Below are 16,625 nucleotides of genomic sequence, written 5' to 3' on the forward strand. Positions count from 1 at the left end.
GAGGTTGAAAATGGCCATGGCTTACCCCGACAACGATAGCGACTTCAGTGACCAGGACCCGCAGGAAACCCGGGAATGGCTCGACGCCCTGGGCTCCACCCTCGACGCCTGCGGCCCGGAGCGCGCCCGCTACCTGCTCAAGCGCCTGGAGGAATATGCCAGGGAACACGGTATCAGCCGCGAGGCCCAGGCCTTTTCCGCCTACCGCAACACCCTGTCCCTGGAGCAACAGGGCACCTACCCCGGTGATCTGCCACTGGAAGAACGCATCACCGGGTTACTGCGCTGGAACGCCCTGGCCATGGTGGTTCGCGCCAACCAGGCCTACGGCGAACTGGGTGGACATATCGCCAGTTACGCGTCGGCGGCGGAAATCTTCGAGGTGGGATTCCAGCATTTTTTTCGCGGGGATGGCGACGACGGCCAGCGCAATGCCGACCTGGTGTTCTTCCAGCCACACTCGGCGCCCGGGGTGTATGCCAGGGCGTTTCTCGAAGGGCGCCTGAGTGAAGAGCAACTGGCCAACTACCGCCAGGAAATCAACGGTCCCGGCCTGTGCTCCTACCCTCATCCGTGGCTGATGCCGGACTTCTGGCAGTTCCCTACCGGGTCCATGGGCATCGGCCCCATCAGCGCGGTGTACCAGGCGCGGTTCATGCGCTATTTGCAGCACCGAGGCCTGAAGCAGACCGATGGGCGCCACGTCTGGGGCGTGTTCGGCGATGGCGAGATGGACGAGCCGGAATCCATCGCCGGCCTGTCCCTGGCCGCCCGGGAGCAATTGGACAACCTGACCTTCATCGTCAACTGCAACCTGCAACGCCTCGACGGCCCGGTGCGCGGTAACGGCCAGATCATCCAGGAACTGGAAGCGTTGTTCGCCGGCGCCGGCTGGAACGTGATCAAAGTTCTGTGGGGCTCGGAGTGGGATGCGCTGTTCGCCCGCGATACCGAACATGTGCTACTCAAGCGCCTGGCGGCGACCCCCGATGGTGAATTCCAGACCCTCGGCGCCCATGACGGCGCGTATAACCTGGAGCACTTCTTCCAGAAGGACCCGAACGTCCGGCGCCTGGTGGAGCACATGAGCGCTGAGGAAATCAACGCCCTCAAGCGCGGCGGGCACGACTTGCGCAAACTCTACGCCGCCTTTGCCGCCGCCAAGGCCTGCAAGGGCCGACCGACCGTGATTCTGGCCAAGACCAAGAAAGGCTTTGGCATCGGCGCCGCCGGCGAGTCGCGAATGACTGCGCACCAGGCGAAAAAGCTCGATATCACTGCCCTGCTGACCTTCCGTGACCGCTTCCATCTGCCGCTGACGGATGAGGACGTCGCGCAACTGCGTTTCTATCGTCCGCCGGAAAACAGCCCGGAGATGCGCTACCTGCATGCCCGGCGCCAGGCCCTGGGCGGGCCATTGCCGGCGCGCAAGCACCAGGCGCCAACGATCCCGGTGCCGCCGCTGGACGTCACCGGCGGCTTTGCCTTGCAGGCCGAGGGCAAGGAGATGTCGACCACCATGGCCGCCGTGCGCCTGCTCACCGCCTGGCTCAAGGCCCCGCAATTGGGGCCGCGGGTGGTGCCGATCGTCGCCGATGAAGCGCGCACCTTCGGCATGGCCAGCCTGTTTCGGCAGATCGGCATTTACTCGCCCCACGGGCAGTTGTACGAGCCGGAAGACAGCGGCTCGATCCTGTCTTATCGCGAATCGCGCAATGGCCAGTTACTGGAAGAAGGCATCACCGAAGCCGGCGCCCTGTCGTCCTGGGTCGCGGCGGCCACCTCCTATTCGGTGCATGGCGAGCCGATGCTGCCGGTGTACATCTACTACTCGATGTTCGGCTTCCAACGGGTCGGCGACCTGATCTGGGCTGCCGCCGACCAGCGCTCCCGGGGCATTTTGCTGGGGGCGACCGCCGGTCGTACCACCCTGGGCGGCGAAGGCTTGCAGCACCAGGACGGTTCCAGCCTGGTGATGGCCTCGATGGTGCCCAACTGCCGCGCCTGGGACCCGTGCTTTGCCGGGGAGCTGGCGGTGATCCTCGACCACGCTGCGCGCCGCCTGCTGGAGGAACAGTGCGACGAGTTCCACTACGTGGCGGTGATGAATGAGAACTACCCCCAGCCATCGATCGATGCCGACCGGCACGACGATATCCTGCGCGGCCTGTACCGCTATTCGAGCAGCAGCACGGAGGCTTCGCGGATTCGCCTGCGGCTGCTGGGCTCCGGGACCATCCTGCGGGAGGTGATCGAAGCCAGCGCGATCCTGGCCCGGGACTGGAACATCGACAGCGAGGTGTTCAGCGCCACCAGCTTCAGCGAACTGGCACGCCAGGCCCGCGAAGTCGAGCGCGACAACCGCCTGCAGGGCGGCGCCCAACGCAGCAGCCAGCTGGATAAATACCTGGGCGGCACACAGCCGGTGATCGCCGCCACCGACTACATCCGCGCCTGGCCACAACTGATCGCCCAATACCTGGAAGCGCCCTACACCACCCTGGGCACCGACGGTTTCGGGCGCAGCGATAATCGCCACAACCTCAGGGAGTTCTTTGAGGTGGACCGGCACAGCATTGTCATTGCCGGCTTGAAAAGCCTGGTGGACCACGATGGCCTCGACCCCGGCGTACTCGCCGAGGCGATCCGGCGCTACAAACCCGACCCCGCGCGCACCGCGCCCTGGGATCGCTGAATCACCTGCAACACCTTATGAATCGTTACCCACAGGAGTGGAACCCCCATGAGTCGTATCAACAACACAACCACCCGCCTGCTCAGCGCCATGATCCTCGCTGGCCTGTCCTGCCATACGCTGGCGGCCGACAGCATCAGGATCGGCATCGCCGGCCCCAAGACCGGCCCGGTGGCGCAGTACGGTGACATGCAGTTCAGCGGTGCCCGCATGGCCATCGAGCAAATCAACGCCAAGGGTGGCGTCGACGGCAAGCAACTGGTGGCCGTGGAATACGACGATGCCTGTGACCCCAAGCAAGCGGTGGCGGTGGCCAACAAAGTGGTCAACGACGGCATCAAGTTCGTGGTCGGCCACCTGTGCTCCAGCTCGACCCAACCGGCGTCTGACATCTACGAAGACGAAGGTATCGTCATGATTACCCCCGCCGCCACCAGCCCGGAACTGACGGCACGCGGCTACCGGATGATCTTCCGCACCATTGGCCTGGACAACGCCCAGGGCCCGGCGGCGGCGCGCTACATCACGGGCCTGAAACCGGCCAGCGTCGCGGTCCTGCACGACAAGCAGCAATACGGCGAAGGCATCGCCACCTCGGTCCGCGACATCCTGGGCAAGGAAGGCATCAAGGTCGCGATGTTCGAAGGCCTCAATGTCGGCGAGCGTGACTACTCCTCGATCCTGACCCGGCTCAAGCAGGCCAATGTCGACTTCGTGTACTTCGGCGGCTACCACCCGGAAATGGGCCTGCTGCTGCGCCAGGCCAGGGAGAAAGGCCTCACCGCCCGCTTCATGGGGCCTGAAGGCGTGGGTAACGACTCCATCTCGCAAATCGCCAAGGATGCCTCGGAAGGCATGCTGGTGACCCTGCCTAAATCCTTCGATCAGGACCCGGCCAACCAGACCCTGGTGCAAGCCTTCGAAGCGAAGCAGGAAAACCCTACCGGGCCGTTTGTCCTGCCCACCTATTCGGCGGTCGAAGTGATTGCCGGCGCCATCGCGGCTGCCAAGAGCGAAGACCCGGAGAAAGTGGCCGAGGCGATCCATGGCGGCACCTTCAAGACCCCCACCGGGGACCTGAGCTTCGATGAGAAAGGCGACCTCAAGGACTTCAAGTTCGTGGTCTACGAATGGCACTACGGCAAGCCAAAGACCGTGGCCGAAGACAGCGCAGGGCTCTGACCGATCCGCTGTGCAAGCCGGCCCGCCTGGCTTGCACAGTCGTTGCACAACCTCCCGCCGCACCCGCCCTCCCATCGTCACCCTCAAGACTCCTGAGCAACAGGCGCAAGCCGTCCGTTGACGCCGGGAGAGATCTTGCCCATGCCGACCTTGCGTAATGCCTGTCGCTACGCCGGGCGTCGGGCGGGATCGAGCCAGGCTGGTATCGTTTGTCCATCGCCCCCTGATTGCCGACTGACGCCAGGCGTGATTGAAGGGTGCTATCTGCCTTCGAGCCAGGCTTCAAACTCAGTCTGCACACGGGCGTCCTGGCTGGGTGCGTAATAGACCAGCCGTAAATGCCGGTCGACGTCGATGGTCAACGTCGTATGCTCGAACGAGACTGTTCCAAATGACGGAATGCTGAGCTGCCGAATCCCCTGGCATGGGCCATGGATATCCTGTCGGCGCCACCATTCCTTGAACTGTGCGCTGACTTTTTCCAGGCCACGCACCAGATCCGCGACATCGCTCTGCTTGGAAGCGTGAACGAAGTCCCTGCGAAAACCCGAGAGCATTTGCATCGCCTGATCCTCCCAGGGGCACAGTAACGAGCGCATGTCCTCATCGGTAAACAGCATCCAGAGCAGGTTGCGCTGCTCGGGTGATGTGTCCGAAAAGTTGAATACTTTATCGCCCGCCCGATTCCAGGCGAGAACGTCCCAACGCAGATTCAGGACATACGCGGGGCGTAGCGGCATGTCTGCCAGCAGCTGGTGAATGATCTTCGGAACAACGCACCAGGTCTGTGCCTGTTCTACCGGGGCACGCTGATAGGTGAGCAAGTAGAGATGCCTGCGCTCCACGGCGTCGAGTTTCAGGACCCGACACAGATTGTCGAGAAAGGCCGGAGATACCCCGATATCGCGGCCTTGCTCGAGCCAGGTATACCAGGTCAATCCAACGCCAGCCAATGCCGCGACTTCCTCGCGACGCAACCCTGGCGTCCTGCGCCGCCCGGTAGTTGGCAATCCGGCTTGCTCGGGTGAAACGCGTTCCCGGCGGCTTCGCAGAAACGCAGCCAGCTCGCCACGCGTGCGTTCAAGAGTCCTTCCCATTACCCAGTTGCTCCGCAGTAACAGCATAAGTTGTAGATATTGTAACAATACTTAGCTTGCTAAAGAATCCAGCGCTCCGGGGCTAACCACACGTCCCACCCGATTTCGCCAAGGATGAATCTGATGTTCAAGACAATACCCCCTTCGGTCTACCTGATCGCTGTCGGCGCCTTCGCGCTGGGCATGGCCTCCTACGTAACGGCTGGCCTCATTCCGATGATTGAACAGGCATTTGGCGTGCAAGTCGCCGTGGCAGCCCAATTGGTGACCGTGTTCTCATTGGCCTATGGCATCGGTTCGCCTGTCGTCGTGGCCCTCCTCCCTCCACATCGACAGCGGTTCGGGTTGTTGTGCGCCCTGGCAATCTTCGTCCTGGCCAATGCGGCCAGCGCTGTTGTAGATGACTTCGCTGTGCTGCTGGTGTGTCGGGCGGTGGCCGGGCTGGGGGCCGGGGTTTACCTGGCGACGGGTATCACGGCGTGTGCTGCGCTCTCTGCGCCGCAGCAGCGCGGCAGGGCGATCGCCGTCATCATGGGAGGGATGGCCTGCGGAACCGTTCTGGGGGTCCCCCTCAGCCTGCTGCTTGCCAGTCAATCCGGGTGGCAGGCCGCGCTATGGCTGGTGGCGCTGCTGGGGGCCGCCGCATGGTTGGGGTTACTGGTCAAGCTCCCGGTGATCCCTGCCGGGCCGGGGATGACGCTCCATCGCAAACTCTCCTTGCTCGCTGACAGGAAGGTGATGACCATCCTTTTGGTTTCTCTGCTGGCCGCCGTATCCAGCCTGGGCATGTACACTTTCATCGCCCCATTCATGCATGATCCCGCGCATGGTGGCGTCGATAGCGTGACACCCTATCTCTGGATCTGGGGCCTTGGCGGGGTAGTGGGTAGCTTCCTGGTTGCCCCGTTGGTAGAGCGTATTCAAGGGCCATTGCTGACCCTCATCATTATGCTGGTATTGACTGCATCGCTATTGGTGTTGCCAGCGGCAGCCGCCCTGTCGCCCTGGCTGGCCATGATTCCTGTCGCTGTCTGGGGATGTGTGGGTTGGGCCCTGCAGATTCCCCAAAACAACGAACTGCTCGCGGCACGCGATCGACACGGCGATGGCAATCTGGCTGTGGCCTTGAATGAATCGGCACTGTATATGGGCAGTGCATTGGGCGCGGGCGCTGGAGGCTTACTGTTGTTGCTGGAGATGCCAAGCTGGACACTGGCGATCAGTGCCGCAGCCGTGGCATTGCTGGGCGCTGTATTGCAGATTCTGAATGTGCGCGCCAGTCGATCCCATTCGCTGGAACGTGCGTTTGGGCCTTCAGCCCGTTAACCGGTTGCGCGACGCATCAAACTGGACATCATCGACTTCAAGGAGAAATCTGCAATGCAGAGCACCGCCCGTACCATCGAGCACTACATTCTGGCCAAGGATGGCAACCGTCCCGATCTTCTGCGTCAATGCTTTGCTGCCCATGCAACCCTTGAAATGGTTGTGCGCACAGGTGCCATCTCATTCCCCCCGACGGTCGACGGCCGGGCCGGCATCGCCGACATATTGGCACGCCGCTTCGGCCAGACCTACGAAAACGTCTACACCTTCTGTCTTGGTGCCCCACCAACGACAGGCGCGACCACACATAGATGCAAATGGCTGGTCGGCATGTCAGTCAAGGCCACTGGCGAACTGCGCGTAGGCTGCGGGGACTATCTTTGGCGGTTCCTGCCGGAATCAGGGCTCGCAGAACACCTGAGCATTACGATCGAGCACATGCAGGCTTGTCCTGCACAGGACCTGGAACCGGTGATGGATTGGCTACAGCGCCTCAATTATCCATGGTGCCTGCCAGGCGACATGATGGCTGCGGCGCCGCCGCTTGGTGCCCTTGATCAGGTGATTGAATACCTTGAAGGCTGAGCGGCAATGACCGGCTGCCCAAGGTCCGCCTGAGTGTCCGGCTCCCACGGAGCCGGTATTTCAGTCAGCGGCGGGCGCTGTTGCAGCGTCCGCTCCCCATTGGGCATCGGGGTTTCAGTCCCTGCGTTTCTCGATGCATTCACGGCGCAGGGTCAGGTTGTTGATGTCCATGCAACTGACCGCGTAATCATCGTCATCGCCTTTGTTCTTGCCCTTGTTCTTGGACTTGTCGCAATTGCCGTTGGCATTGCAATTGCCTTTGCCTTTGTTGTCGTTGTCATAATCGCTGTTGTTCTTGAGACAGTTCCTGAGCTCACTCGCACTGTCCGCATCATCACAATCGGAACCTGCAAATGACATCGATGGCAACGTCAGGGACAACATGAACGTGCAGGCAAGTGCCGCTACGATTCGCATATCTGGACTCCTGGGTAGAATGCTTTAACCGGCAAAGGTTACGTTGGTCAGCGCCGTCTGACTATAGCAAACACCCGAAAACTAGCCGCACACCCCTGCCCTGCTGGCGGCAACGCCAACCCCATGCCCTGACGCGCCACGGCCCTGGGGAGCAAGGCTCGCCAAGGCCGTGTGCCTGATAGGGGCGGTCCGCGAACGGTTACACCGCTGGAATCAAACCCTCACATTACGCGCCGGTGCCGACGTACGCTGGCGTGTCTCCCAGGCATCGGCCAGCCCCACCGGTGCATCGGAGGCCGGTAACGTCTGGCGTCCGCGAATCAGGTCGCTGGCGCGCTCGGCGAGCATGATGGTGGGCGCATTGAGGTTGCCGTTGGGCTCCGTCGGGAACACCGACGAGTCGACCACCCGCAGCCCCGCGATGCCCCGTACCCGCAGGTCGGAATCGACCACCGCCATGTCGTCCTCGCCCATGCGGCACGAGCCACACGGATGGTAGGTGCTCTCCAGGTTGTCGCGTACGAACGCATCGATCTCGGCATCGGTGTTGACCAGCGGGCCGGGGGCAATCTCGCCGTCGCGGAAACTGTCCATCGCCGGCTGGCCGATGATCTCCCGGGTCAGACGGATGCAACGGCGGAAACCTTCGCGGTCCTCTTCGCGTTGCAGGTAATTGAACTGGATCAGCGGATGCTCGTACGGGTCGGCGGAGCGGACGCGCACGTAGCCGCGGCTCTTGGGTTTGTTCGGCCCGGTGAGCACCATGAAGCCGTGGCCCTTGATCGGTTTGTTGCCGTCGTAGCGCATGGCCGCGGGCAGGAAGTGGAACTGGATGTCCGGCCAGCGCAGCCCTTCCTCGGACCGGATGAAGCCACCCGCCTCGAAATGGTTGGTGGCGCCCAGGCCATCCTTGAACAACAGCCAGCGCAGGCCGATCAACAGTTTGCTCAGCGGGTCCATCTTGCTGTTGAGGGTGACCGGTTGCTTGCAGCCGAACTGGATGTAAACCTCGGCGTGATCCTGCAGGTTTTCCCCGACGCCCGGCAGGTCATGCAGCAACTCGACCCCGGCGGTACGCAGTACTTCGGCCGGGCCGATACCGGAACGTTGCAGCAGGTGCGGCGAACCGATCGGCCCGGCCGACACGAGGATTTCCCGCTTGCAGCGCACCTCATGGGTCTGGCCCTGGTGGTCGTAGAGAATGCCCACCGCGCGCTTGCCCTCGAAGACGATCCGTCGGGTCATCGCCTTGGTGATCACCGTCAGGTTCGCACGCCCCATGGCCGGGCGCAGGTAGGCGTTGGCCGTGGAGCAGCGCACGCCGTTCTTCACGGTCATGTGCATGGCGCCGAAGCCTTCCTGCATGAAGCCGTTGCAGTCGTCGGTCTTGATGTAGCCGGCCTGGGCACCGGCTTCGACCCAGGCACCATACAACGGGTTCTTCATGTTGTTGCCGTTGGTGGTGTGCAAGGGCCCGCTTTGCCCGCGATAGCTGTCGCCACCGGCTTCATAGCTCTCTGCCCGCTTGAAGTACGGCAGGCAATTGCGGTAGCCCCAGCCCTGGGCGCCGAGCGACTCCCATTCATCGAAGTCGTAGGCGTGGCCCCGGATGTACACCAGGCCATTGATCGAGGACGAGCCCCCCAGCACCTTGCCTCGCGGGCAGTGGATGCGACGCCCGTTGAGGTAAGGCTCCGGCTCGGTTTCGTAGCGCCAGTTGTACTTCTTGGTGTTCATCGGGATCGAGAAGGCACTGGGCATCTGGATCACCACACTCTTGTCGCTGCCGCCGAATTCCAGGACCAGCACCGAGGTGGCCGCATCTTCGCTCAAGCGGTTGGCCAGCACACAACCTGCCGAACCGGCGCCGATGATGATGTAGTCGTATTGTTGGATGGCCATGGTTATCTCCCGACCTTCGATTCAGTGAATGCGGACGACGTGCGCTGGGTCAGCGAGTCACCGGTGGTGTATTGCGGCGAGGTGATTTCGATGTGCTGGATCACCGCTTCTTCGCGCGTCAGGTCGATGGAGCGGCTGAACCAGTAGTACACCAGCCCCGACACGATCAGCCCGACGAGCCAGGCGATGTCGATACTGCCCAGGGCCTTGGCGAGCGGCCCGACATACACCTCGCGCTGCTCGACGCCGTCGTAGATGTAGAAGAACGGGATCATGGAGATGAAACCGATCGCGTACGCCGCGATGCCACGCAGGCCCCAGTTGCCGTAGATGTTGCCGTGGGGCATGAAGAAGTGCGGGATGGCGTAGCGGCCCTTGCGCACGAAGAAGTAGTCAGTGAGGTTGACCGAGGTCCACGGCACCAGGAAGTACAGCATCACCACCAGGTAGATACCCAGCACCGACAAGCCCTTGCCGGTACTCTGGATGCTCAGGGCCACGCCCAGTTGCAGCAGGATCACGAACGCGATGGCCAGGATCCGCGCCCTGCGGGTCGGCTCGATGTGCTTGATGGAGTCGACACAGGTCAGCGTGGTCAGCTTCGCGCTGTAGATGTTCATGGCAATCACTGGCAGGAACGCCAGGATGGTAATCACCACCACCGCGGTGCCCATCAGCGGCGATACGGTGTTGCCCACTTGGCCCAGGGCCACCAGCACGTCGGTGGAGTGCAGGTGATCGGCCAGCCAGCCACCGACCGAGATCATCCAGGCACCGGACAGCGAGGCCCCGAGAAACACCACGGCAATCAGTTTGCCGCTGGAGGTGTTCTTCGGCAGGTAGCGCGAATAGTCGGACACGTAAGGGGCATAGGCGATGTTGTAGCTGGCCGCCGCCGCGAACTGGGCGATAAAACCGGTCCAGTTGAAGCCCAGGGGGGCGGGTTCTACTTCGCCGGCCGCGAGTACCGGCAACGGCGCATCGGGCACCCACCCCATCATCACGGCCAGGGTCACCAGGCCGTACAGCGGGATCGACAGGCACAACGCCCATTTGAAGCTGCGGTGCATCCAGTCATGGCCAAGGATCGCCAGGACCGCCGCCGGGATAGTCACCGCCACGGCGACCGCTGCGGGGTTGAAACCGAAGAGCGTGTGCAGGCCCTGCATCATCAACACCAGGTTGACGATGTTGAAACCGGCGAACACGAACAGCGTCGCCAACAGCACCAGAATCACTCCGCGATAGCCGAACTGCGCGCGGGACTGGATCATCTGCGGCAGACCGAGGTGCGGGCCCTGGGAGCCGTGAAAGGCCATGAACAGCGTGCCGAACATGATGCCCAGCGTGCCGGCCAGGGTGGTCCACAAGGCGGTCAGGCCAACGCTGGGGCCGACGAAGCCGATTGTCATGGTGAAGAAGGTGAAGTTGCCGAGGAACCAGAACGGGCCCTGGCTCGACAGCTTGTCGCTGCGTTCGTTTTCGGGGATGAAGTCAATCGAATGCCCCTCGACGACTGACTTGTCGTCGAGGGTGGACACGCTCGTGGCTGACTTGGCGTTAGTGTTCATGATGGACTCTTATTGTTGGAAGATCATGACGAGAAAACCGCATTCTTTTGCAGGCCCTGTAGGAGCGAGCTTGCTCGCGAAGAACTCAAATGCGCCGCGTTTAACCAGCAAGCACGCGTTTTCGTTAACGACCTTCGCGAGCAAGCTCGCTCCTACAAGGGATTGAGTCAGCCTTGACTCAGGGAAGCGTGATCCAGACTGCCTTGGTTTCGAGCAGATAATCGAGCTGCTCTGCGCCCAGGTCTTTGCCGAACCCGGACTGCTTGTAGCCGCCGAACGGCATCGACGGATCGAGGGTGCCGTGGGCGTTGACGTAGACCGAGCCTGCCTTGAGGCGCGGGATCAGGCTGTGCACCTTGCCCAGGTCATTGGAATACAGGGCTGCCGCCAAGCCGTAAGGCGAGTCGTTGGCCAGGGCCAGGGCCTCTTCCTCATCGTCGAACGGTGCCGTGACCAGCACCGGGCCAAAGATTTCCTCCTGGACGATGCGCATGTCATTGCGGCAGTGGGCGAAGATGGTCGGTTCGACGAAGAAGCCAGGGCCATCGACCGGCTGGCCGCCATAGACCAGTTCGGCACCTTCCTGCTTGCCGGTTTCGATGTACTCGCTCACGCGCTGCTTTTGCAGGGCCGAGACCAGCGGACCGATGAAGCAGTCCGGATCCATGCCGGGGGCCATTTTCAAGGTGCGCGTATAGGCGATCAGTTCGCGCAGGAATTCGTCATAGACGCTGCTATGAATATAGGCCCGCGTGCCGGCATCGCATACCTGTCCGGAGTTGAAAAACACGCCGTTGGCGACCGCTTGAGCCGCGGCGGGAATGTCCGCATCGGCAAACACGATCACCGGTGATTTCCCACCCAGTTCCAGGGTCAGGCGCTTCATCTCGTCCAGCGCGGCGCGGCCGACGGTACGGCCGACCGGGGTCGAGCCGGTGAAGGTCAGCTTGTCGATGCCCGGGTGCGTGGCCATGGCCGCGCCGACCACGCTGCCGCGACCGGTGACAATGTTGATCACCCCGTCCGGAATGCCCGCTTCCTGCACCAGCTCGGCGAACCGCAAGGCCGACAGCGACGTCAGTTCGGCCGGCTTGACCACCACGGTGCAGCCGGTTGCCAGGGCGGCACCGAGCTTCCAGGCCATGGTCTGCAATGGGAAGTTCCAGGGCACGATGGCACCGACCACCCCCACCGCTTCCTTGCGCGTGTAGGCCAGGTAGTTGCCCGGCAGCGAAGGTTCGACGGTGCGCCCGTGCAGCTTGGTGGCCCAGCCGGCGAAGTAACGCAGGGTATCGACCGTGCCCTGGATATCGACGTCCCGGGCAAAGGCCGCTGACTTGCCCATGTCGATCGATTCGATTTCGGCAAGCTCAGCGGCGTTGGCTTCGATCAGGTCGGCCAGGCGCTGGATCATCCGCTCGCGTTCGGCGGGTTTGGCCTGGCGCCAGGCGCCACCGTCGAACTGGGCACGGGCAGCTTGCACGGCGCGATCCAGGTCCTCGGTGGTGCCCATGGGAATGCGTGTGATCAAGCCCTCGGTGGATGGCTCGATGACGTCGGAAGTCTGTCCGTCGCTGGCCTCGACCCATTGGCCTGCGATGAACATCTTCTGGACCTTGCCGAGGAAGGTCTGGGTGGCTTCGCTGACGCCGAATTTCTGCAGGTAGTGCTTGACGATCGTGTCCATTTTTATTCTCTCTGCCCGGCAGTCAGGTGCTGTCGGGTGATTGTGGTTCGATGATCGATCCGGTCCTTGATCAGGCCGGGGTGGCTTCACTCTCGGCCGCACGCACTTTGGCCCGCTCGTGGAAGATGAAACCGATGCTATTGAGCAGCAGTTGGGCAGCGAGGATCGAGGTCATGCCGCTTGGGTCGTAGACTGGGGCGACCTCCACCAGGTCCATGCCGACGATGTTGCCCTGGCTGCGCTTGGCCAGGGCCTGGATGATTTCCAGCACTTCGTAGTACAGGAAGCCGCCGTGGCTCGGGGTGCCGGTGCCGGGGGCGATGGATGGGTCGAAGCCGTCGATGTCGATGGTGATGTAGTAGTTGATGTTCTGCGGGATCAGCGCCAGCACGCCTTCGACGCCGAGGCGGCGCACATCGCGCACCGAGAGGATCTTCGAGCCGGCCTCGTGGGCCGCTTCGTAGTCATCGCGGTTGGAGGACGACACGTTGCGAATGCCCATCTGGGTCATGCCGACGATGTGGTTCATTTCCGAGGCGCGGCGCAGCGGGTTGCCATGGCCGTAGCGCACGCCGTGACGCTCGTCGACGAAGTCCAGGTGCGCATCGAAGTGGATGATGTGGATCGGCCCGCGACCTTCGAACGCCTTGATCACCGGGGCGTGTACCGAGTGATCGCCTCCGAGCACCACCGGCATCACGCCGGCATCGAGAATCTTGCGCACCGCGTATTCGGTGTTGGCGTTACTGGTGGCCATGTCGGTGTGCACGATATCGGCATCGCCAACGTCCACCATGCGCACGTCGGCGGCGGTGAGGTACATCACGTCATCTTCGTGGTCATAGGCGCCGGCGTGACCGAAGGAGAACAGCGTCGATGCCTCGCGAATCCCCCGTGGTCCGAAGCGTGCGCCGGAGCGCCACTGGGTGCCCATGTCGTTGGGCACACCAAGGACCGCCACATCGGCATCCAGCGCATCCCAATCGGTGCACACCGGGGATTTGCCAAAGGTGCAGTGCCCCACGAATGGCAGGTTCAGACGACCGGATTCATAACCATTGTTCGACATTTCTAGCCTCTCCACTTCTTGTTATCGGCCAGGCGGACTGCAAGGCGACCGCCGTTGGAGTGACTATGGGCGCAGGTTTTCGTGGAAAAAATGCTAAACATCAGATACTCATATCGGCATTGCCGATGCATCCACATGCGGGAGGTCCAAGGTGATCCAGCTGCACGATGTCGATCTGAAATTGCTCAGGGTGTTTGCCACGATTGTCAGGTGCGGGGGCTTTTCCGCCGCGCAGGCGGCGTTGAATGCTGGCCAGTCGACCATCAGCGAACAGATGACGCATCTGGAAACCCGGCTCGGGGTCAAGCTCTGCCAGCGCGGGCGCAGTGGCTTTCGCCTGACCGAGCAAGGCGTGGCCATCCATGAAGCGACCCAGCGCCTGCTCTCGGCGGTGGAAAACTTCTGCATGGACGCCGACGTGCTCAAGCAGCACATCAGCGGCAAGCTCAACCTGGGAATCATCGACACCACCATTACCGACCCGGACTCACCGATTCCGCGGACCACCCAGCGTTTCGTCTCCCGGGGTCATGACGTGCACCTGAACGTGTACGTCGGCACTCCCGCCGAACTGGAAGAGCGTGTGCTCGACGGCCGCCTGCACCTGGCCATCGGGCACTTCCCGATCCATGTGCCCGGCCTGTTGCAGGCGCCGCTGTACCAGGAAGCCCTGGGCCTGTATTGCGGACGCCGTCACCCACTCTATGGCAGCCAGGCCGAACGCGACGAACTGCTGGCCGAAATCGGCAGCAGCCGGATTGTCGCCCGGGGCTACATGCAGCAGTACGACCTGGAACACCTGGGCGTCAGCAAGGCCGCCGCCACCGTGGACAACATCGAGGCCCTGGCGATCCTGATCATTTCCGGCGCCTACCTGGGGTTTCTGCCCGTGCACTTCGCCTCCCAGTGGGTCAAGACCGGTGAGATGCAGCAACTGGCACCGGCAAGCCTGCAGTTGATGTCACCCTTCGACGTCATCACCCGGCGCGGTATTGCCCCGCCGCCGATCCTCGAGGCCTTCCTCGAGGACCTGGCCGCCTGTTCACGCAAGGCCGCCACCCCCCGGGGCAAATAATGCGCCCGGCACGCTCGCCACCCTCGAGCGTGGCCCGGCATACTGATTCACATAGATTCCCTTGCCCACCCTTGCAGGCCACCCATGCGCATCCACGTCACCTTCATCGACCGCGTCGGCATCACCCAGGAAGTGCTGGCCCTGCTCGGTCGCCGCAGTTTCAACCTGGACGCCGTCGAGATGGTGCCGCCCAACGTCTACATCGACGCCCCGACCCTCGACGCCGATGTCCTGGAGGAGTTGCGCGAAGCCTTTCTGGGCGTACAGGGCGTGCAGGCGGTGACGGTGGTCGACATGCTCCCGGGGCAACGGCGACGCCTGCAGCTCGATGCCTTGCTGGCGGCCAGCGCCGACCCGGTCATGGCGGTGGATGGCCGCGGCCATGTGCTGTTGGCCAACCCGGCCCTGATCGCACTATGCGGGCGGGAACCGGCCGGCGAGCCACTGACCGCGCTGTTCGATGACCCGTCCTTGCAAGCCACCCTGATCGAACGCGGCTTCCGCCTGCCCATGGGTGAAGTGAGCCTGGGCGGCCAGACGCTGCTGCTCGATGCCATGCCGATCAGCGACGCCGGCGAGTCAGGCAGCCCGTCGCTGGCCGGCGGCTTGCTGACCCTGTACCTGCCCGCGCGCATCTCCAAATGCGTGGCCGCCCTGCACCACGACCACGCTGCCGGGTTCGATGCACTGCTGGGCGACTCGCCTCCGGTGCGCGCCCTCAAGGCTCGGGCCCAGCGCGTGGCAACCCTGGATGCGCCGCTGCTGATCCAGGGTGAAACCGGTACCGGCAAGGAGCTGGTGGCTCGCGCCTGTCATGCCATCAGCCCACGGCGCGATGCGCCCTTCCTCGCGCTCAACTGTGCGGCCATGCCCGAGAGCCTGGCCGAAAGCGAGCTGTTCGGCTACGCCCCGGGCGCCTTCACCGGTGCCCAGCGCGGCGGCAAGCTCGGCCTGCTGGAACTGGCGGACCAGGGCACGGTGTTCCTCGACGAAGTCGGTGAAATGTCACCCTACCTGCAGGCCAAGTTGCTGCGTTTTCTCAGCGATGGCTGTTTCCGGCGCATCGGCGGTGATCGTGAGGTCAGGGTCAACGTGCGCGTCCTCAGCGCAACCCACCGCGACCTGGAAAAAATGGTCAGTGAAGGCAGCTTTCGCGAAGACCTGTTCTACCGCCTGAATGTGCTCAACCTGCAAGTGCCGCCGCTGCGCGAGCGTGGGCATGACATCCTGTTGATGGCCCAGCACTTCATGCAGCAAGCCTGCGCGCAGATCCAGCGCCCCCCTTGTCGACTGGCCCCTGCCACCTTCCCGGCGCTGCTGGGCAACCGCTGGCCGGGCAACGTACGGCAACTGCAGAACGTGATCTTCCGTGCCGCCGCCATTTGCGAGAACCCCCTGGTGGACATCGACGACCTGGACATCGCCAGGACCGCCGTCGCGCGCCAGAACGCCGACGAAGTCGGGAGCCTGGGCGATGCCGTCGAAGGCTTTGAACGCAATCTGCTGCAACAGCTCTACCGCAGCTACCCCTCCAGCCGGCTATTGGCTACCCGCCTGCAAACCTCCCACAGCGCGATCGCCACTCGCTTGCGCAAATACGGCATTCCAGAAAAACACTGACTATCGTCTGCAAATCGATACAGCGTAGCGAATTCGACACGCAGGCGACGACCTGTCTCGGCCCCGTGAAAACGGACTGGGCTTGGAGAGCTGTATTGATTTCGCTACAAAGCAGGTCGATACGCTTCCGAACAGAAGACATATCTCATTGTTTTATAACGAATAAACAGAATTGGCATCACCCTTGCTCTTAATCCTCAAACCAGGCGGGTCTTCCAGGCCAAGTCAGTTAAGCGAACGCCGACCTCTGTAGGAACGAGCGTGCTCGCGATGGACTCAAGGGCAACGCGTTTAATCAGAAAGCACGCGTTATCGTTAACGTCCATCGCGAGCACGCTCGCTCCTACCAGGACCAGCCTGGCAATTGCCGTCCGCCATACGCAGCGGGCGAGTCAGAAC

The 16,625-nt window shown here is 62.7% G+C and carries 12 protein-coding genes; 6 read left to right on the forward strand and 6 right to left on the reverse strand.

The window, feature by feature from the left end:
* Positions 1 to 10: 10 nt before the first annotated feature.
* Positions 11 to 2,695: an alpha-ketoglutarate dehydrogenase gene (gene mdeB / locus CKW29_RS02550; protein WP_218192177.1), complete on the forward strand. Its 2,685-nt coding sequence runs from the start codon at positions 11 to 13 to the stop codon at positions 2,693 to 2,695.
* Positions 2,696 to 2,743: 48 nt separating this feature from the next.
* Positions 2,744 to 3,877 carry a branched-chain amino acid ABC transporter substrate-binding protein gene (locus CKW29_RS02555; protein ID WP_095147866.1) on the forward strand — a complete coding sequence of 378 codons (1,134 nt, stop codon included), beginning with the start codon at positions 2,744 to 2,746 and terminating at the stop codon, positions 3,875 to 3,877.
* Positions 3,878 to 4,137: 260 nt separating this feature from the next.
* Here the strand turns inward: CKW29_RS02555 and CKW29_RS02560 are convergent, their stop codons facing one another.
* Positions 4,138 to 4,974, reverse strand: a complete 837-nt coding sequence (locus tag CKW29_RS02560; RefSeq protein ID WP_095147867.1) for a helix-turn-helix transcriptional regulator — start codon at positions 4,972 to 4,974, stop codon at positions 4,138 to 4,140.
* A gap of 123 nt (positions 4,975 to 5,097) precedes the next feature.
* Between CKW29_RS02560 and CKW29_RS02565 the strand changes: the two genes are divergently transcribed.
* Both CKW29_RS02565 and CKW29_RS02570 read left to right on the forward strand, forming a co-directional pair.
* Positions 5,098 to 6,300, forward strand: a complete 1,203-nt coding sequence (locus CKW29_RS02565; RefSeq protein WP_095146591.1) for an MFS transporter — start codon at positions 5,098 to 5,100, stop codon at positions 6,298 to 6,300.
* A 54-nt stretch (positions 6,301 to 6,354) separates the two neighbouring features.
* Positions 6,355 to 6,885, forward strand: a complete 531-nt coding sequence (locus CKW29_RS02570) for a hypothetical protein (RefSeq protein WP_095147868.1) — start codon at positions 6,355 to 6,357, stop codon at positions 6,883 to 6,885.
* A 114-nt stretch (positions 6,886 to 6,999) separates the two neighbouring features.
* Here CKW29_RS02570 and CKW29_RS02575 read toward each other — a convergent pair whose 3' ends face one another.
* The 5 genes from CKW29_RS02575 to speB all read right to left on the reverse strand — a co-directional run bounded on the left by CKW29_RS02575 (position 7,000) and on the right by speB (position 13,531).
* A complete protein-coding gene (locus tag CKW29_RS02575; RefSeq protein ID WP_095146593.1) occupies positions 7,000 to 7,302 on the reverse strand; it encodes a hypothetical protein in 303 nt (100 codons plus the stop codon).
* A gap of 213 nt (positions 7,303 to 7,515) precedes the next feature.
* Positions 7,516 to 9,204: a choline dehydrogenase gene (betA, locus tag CKW29_RS02580; protein ID WP_095147869.1), complete on the reverse strand. Its 1,689-nt coding sequence runs from the start codon at positions 9,202 to 9,204 to the stop codon at positions 7,516 to 7,518.
* A gap of 2 nt (positions 9,205 to 9,206) precedes the next feature.
* Positions 9,207 to 10,775 (reverse strand): cytosine permease, encoded by a 1,569-nt coding sequence (locus CKW29_RS02585; protein ID WP_095147870.1) that lies wholly within the window; start codon positions 10,773 to 10,775, stop codon positions 9,207 to 9,209.
* Positions 10,776 to 10,953: 178 nt separating this feature from the next.
* Positions 10,954 to 12,462 carry an aldehyde dehydrogenase gene (locus CKW29_RS02590; RefSeq protein ID WP_095147871.1) on the reverse strand — a complete coding sequence of 503 codons (1,509 nt, stop codon included), beginning with the start codon at positions 12,460 to 12,462 and terminating at the stop codon, positions 10,954 to 10,956.
* A gap of 70 nt (positions 12,463 to 12,532) precedes the next feature.
* Complete coding sequence (gene speB, locus CKW29_RS02595) at positions 12,533 to 13,531, reverse strand: agmatinase (protein ID WP_095077166.1); 999 nt, start codon at positions 13,529 to 13,531, stop codon at positions 12,533 to 12,535.
* A 151-nt stretch (positions 13,532 to 13,682) separates the two neighbouring features.
* Here speB and CKW29_RS02600 point away from each other — a divergent pair, with 151 nt between their 5' ends.
* A complete protein-coding gene (locus CKW29_RS02600; RefSeq protein WP_095146597.1) occupies positions 13,683 to 14,606 on the forward strand; it encodes a LysR family transcriptional regulator in 924 nt (307 codons plus the stop codon).
* Between the two features lie 84 nt (positions 14,607 to 14,690).
* The gene (locus CKW29_RS02605; RefSeq protein WP_095147872.1) at positions 14,691 to 16,226 is read left to right on the forward strand and encodes a sigma-54-dependent transcriptional regulator; all 1,536 of its coding nucleotides are present in this window, start codon (positions 14,691 to 14,693) and stop codon (positions 16,224 to 16,226) included.
* Positions 16,227 to 16,625: the final 399 nt, after the last annotated feature.

The organism is Pseudomonas sp. Irchel s3a18, assembly GCF_900187535.1.
In the GTDB taxonomy this organism is placed as follows: domain Bacteria; phylum Pseudomonadota; class Gammaproteobacteria; order Pseudomonadales; family Pseudomonadaceae; genus Aquipseudomonas.

Excerpts from the sequence above, each read along its gene's own strand:
- mdeB (WP_218192177.1), top strand. The coding sequence starts at position 11 with ATGGCCATGGCTTACCCCGACAACGATAGCGACTTCAGTGACCAGGAC.
- CKW29_RS02555 (WP_095147866.1), top strand. The coding sequence starts at position 2,744 with ATGAGTCGTATCAACAACACAACCACCCGCCTGCTCAGCGCCATGATC.
- CKW29_RS02560 (WP_095147867.1), bottom strand. The coding sequence starts at position 4,974 with ATGGGAAGGACTCTTGAACGCACGCGTGGCGAGCTGGCTGCGTTTCTG.
- CKW29_RS02565 (WP_095146591.1), top strand. The coding sequence starts at position 5,098 with ATGTTCAAGACAATACCCCCTTCGGTCTACCTGATCGCTGTCGGCGCC.
- CKW29_RS02570 (WP_095147868.1), top strand. The coding sequence starts at position 6,355 with ATGCAGAGCACCGCCCGTACCATCGAGCACTACATTCTGGCCAAGGAT.
- CKW29_RS02575 (WP_095146593.1), bottom strand. The coding sequence starts at position 7,302 with ATGCGAATCGTAGCGGCACTTGCCTGCACGTTCATGTTGTCCCTGACG.
- betA (WP_095147869.1), bottom strand. The coding sequence starts at position 9,204 with ATGGCCATCCAACAATACGACTACATCATCATCGGCGCCGGTTCGGCA.
- CKW29_RS02585 (WP_095147870.1), bottom strand. The coding sequence starts at position 10,775 with ATGAACACTAACGCCAAGTCAGCCACGAGCGTGTCCACCCTCGACGAC.
- CKW29_RS02590 (WP_095147871.1), bottom strand. The coding sequence starts at position 12,462 with ATGGACACGATCGTCAAGCACTACCTGCAGAAATTCGGCGTCAGCGAA.
- speB (WP_095077166.1), bottom strand. The coding sequence starts at position 13,531 with ATGTCGAACAATGGTTATGAATCCGGTCGTCTGAACCTGCCATTCGTG.
- CKW29_RS02605 (WP_095147872.1), top strand. The coding sequence starts at position 14,691 with ATGCGCATCCACGTCACCTTCATCGACCGCGTCGGCATCACCCAGGAA.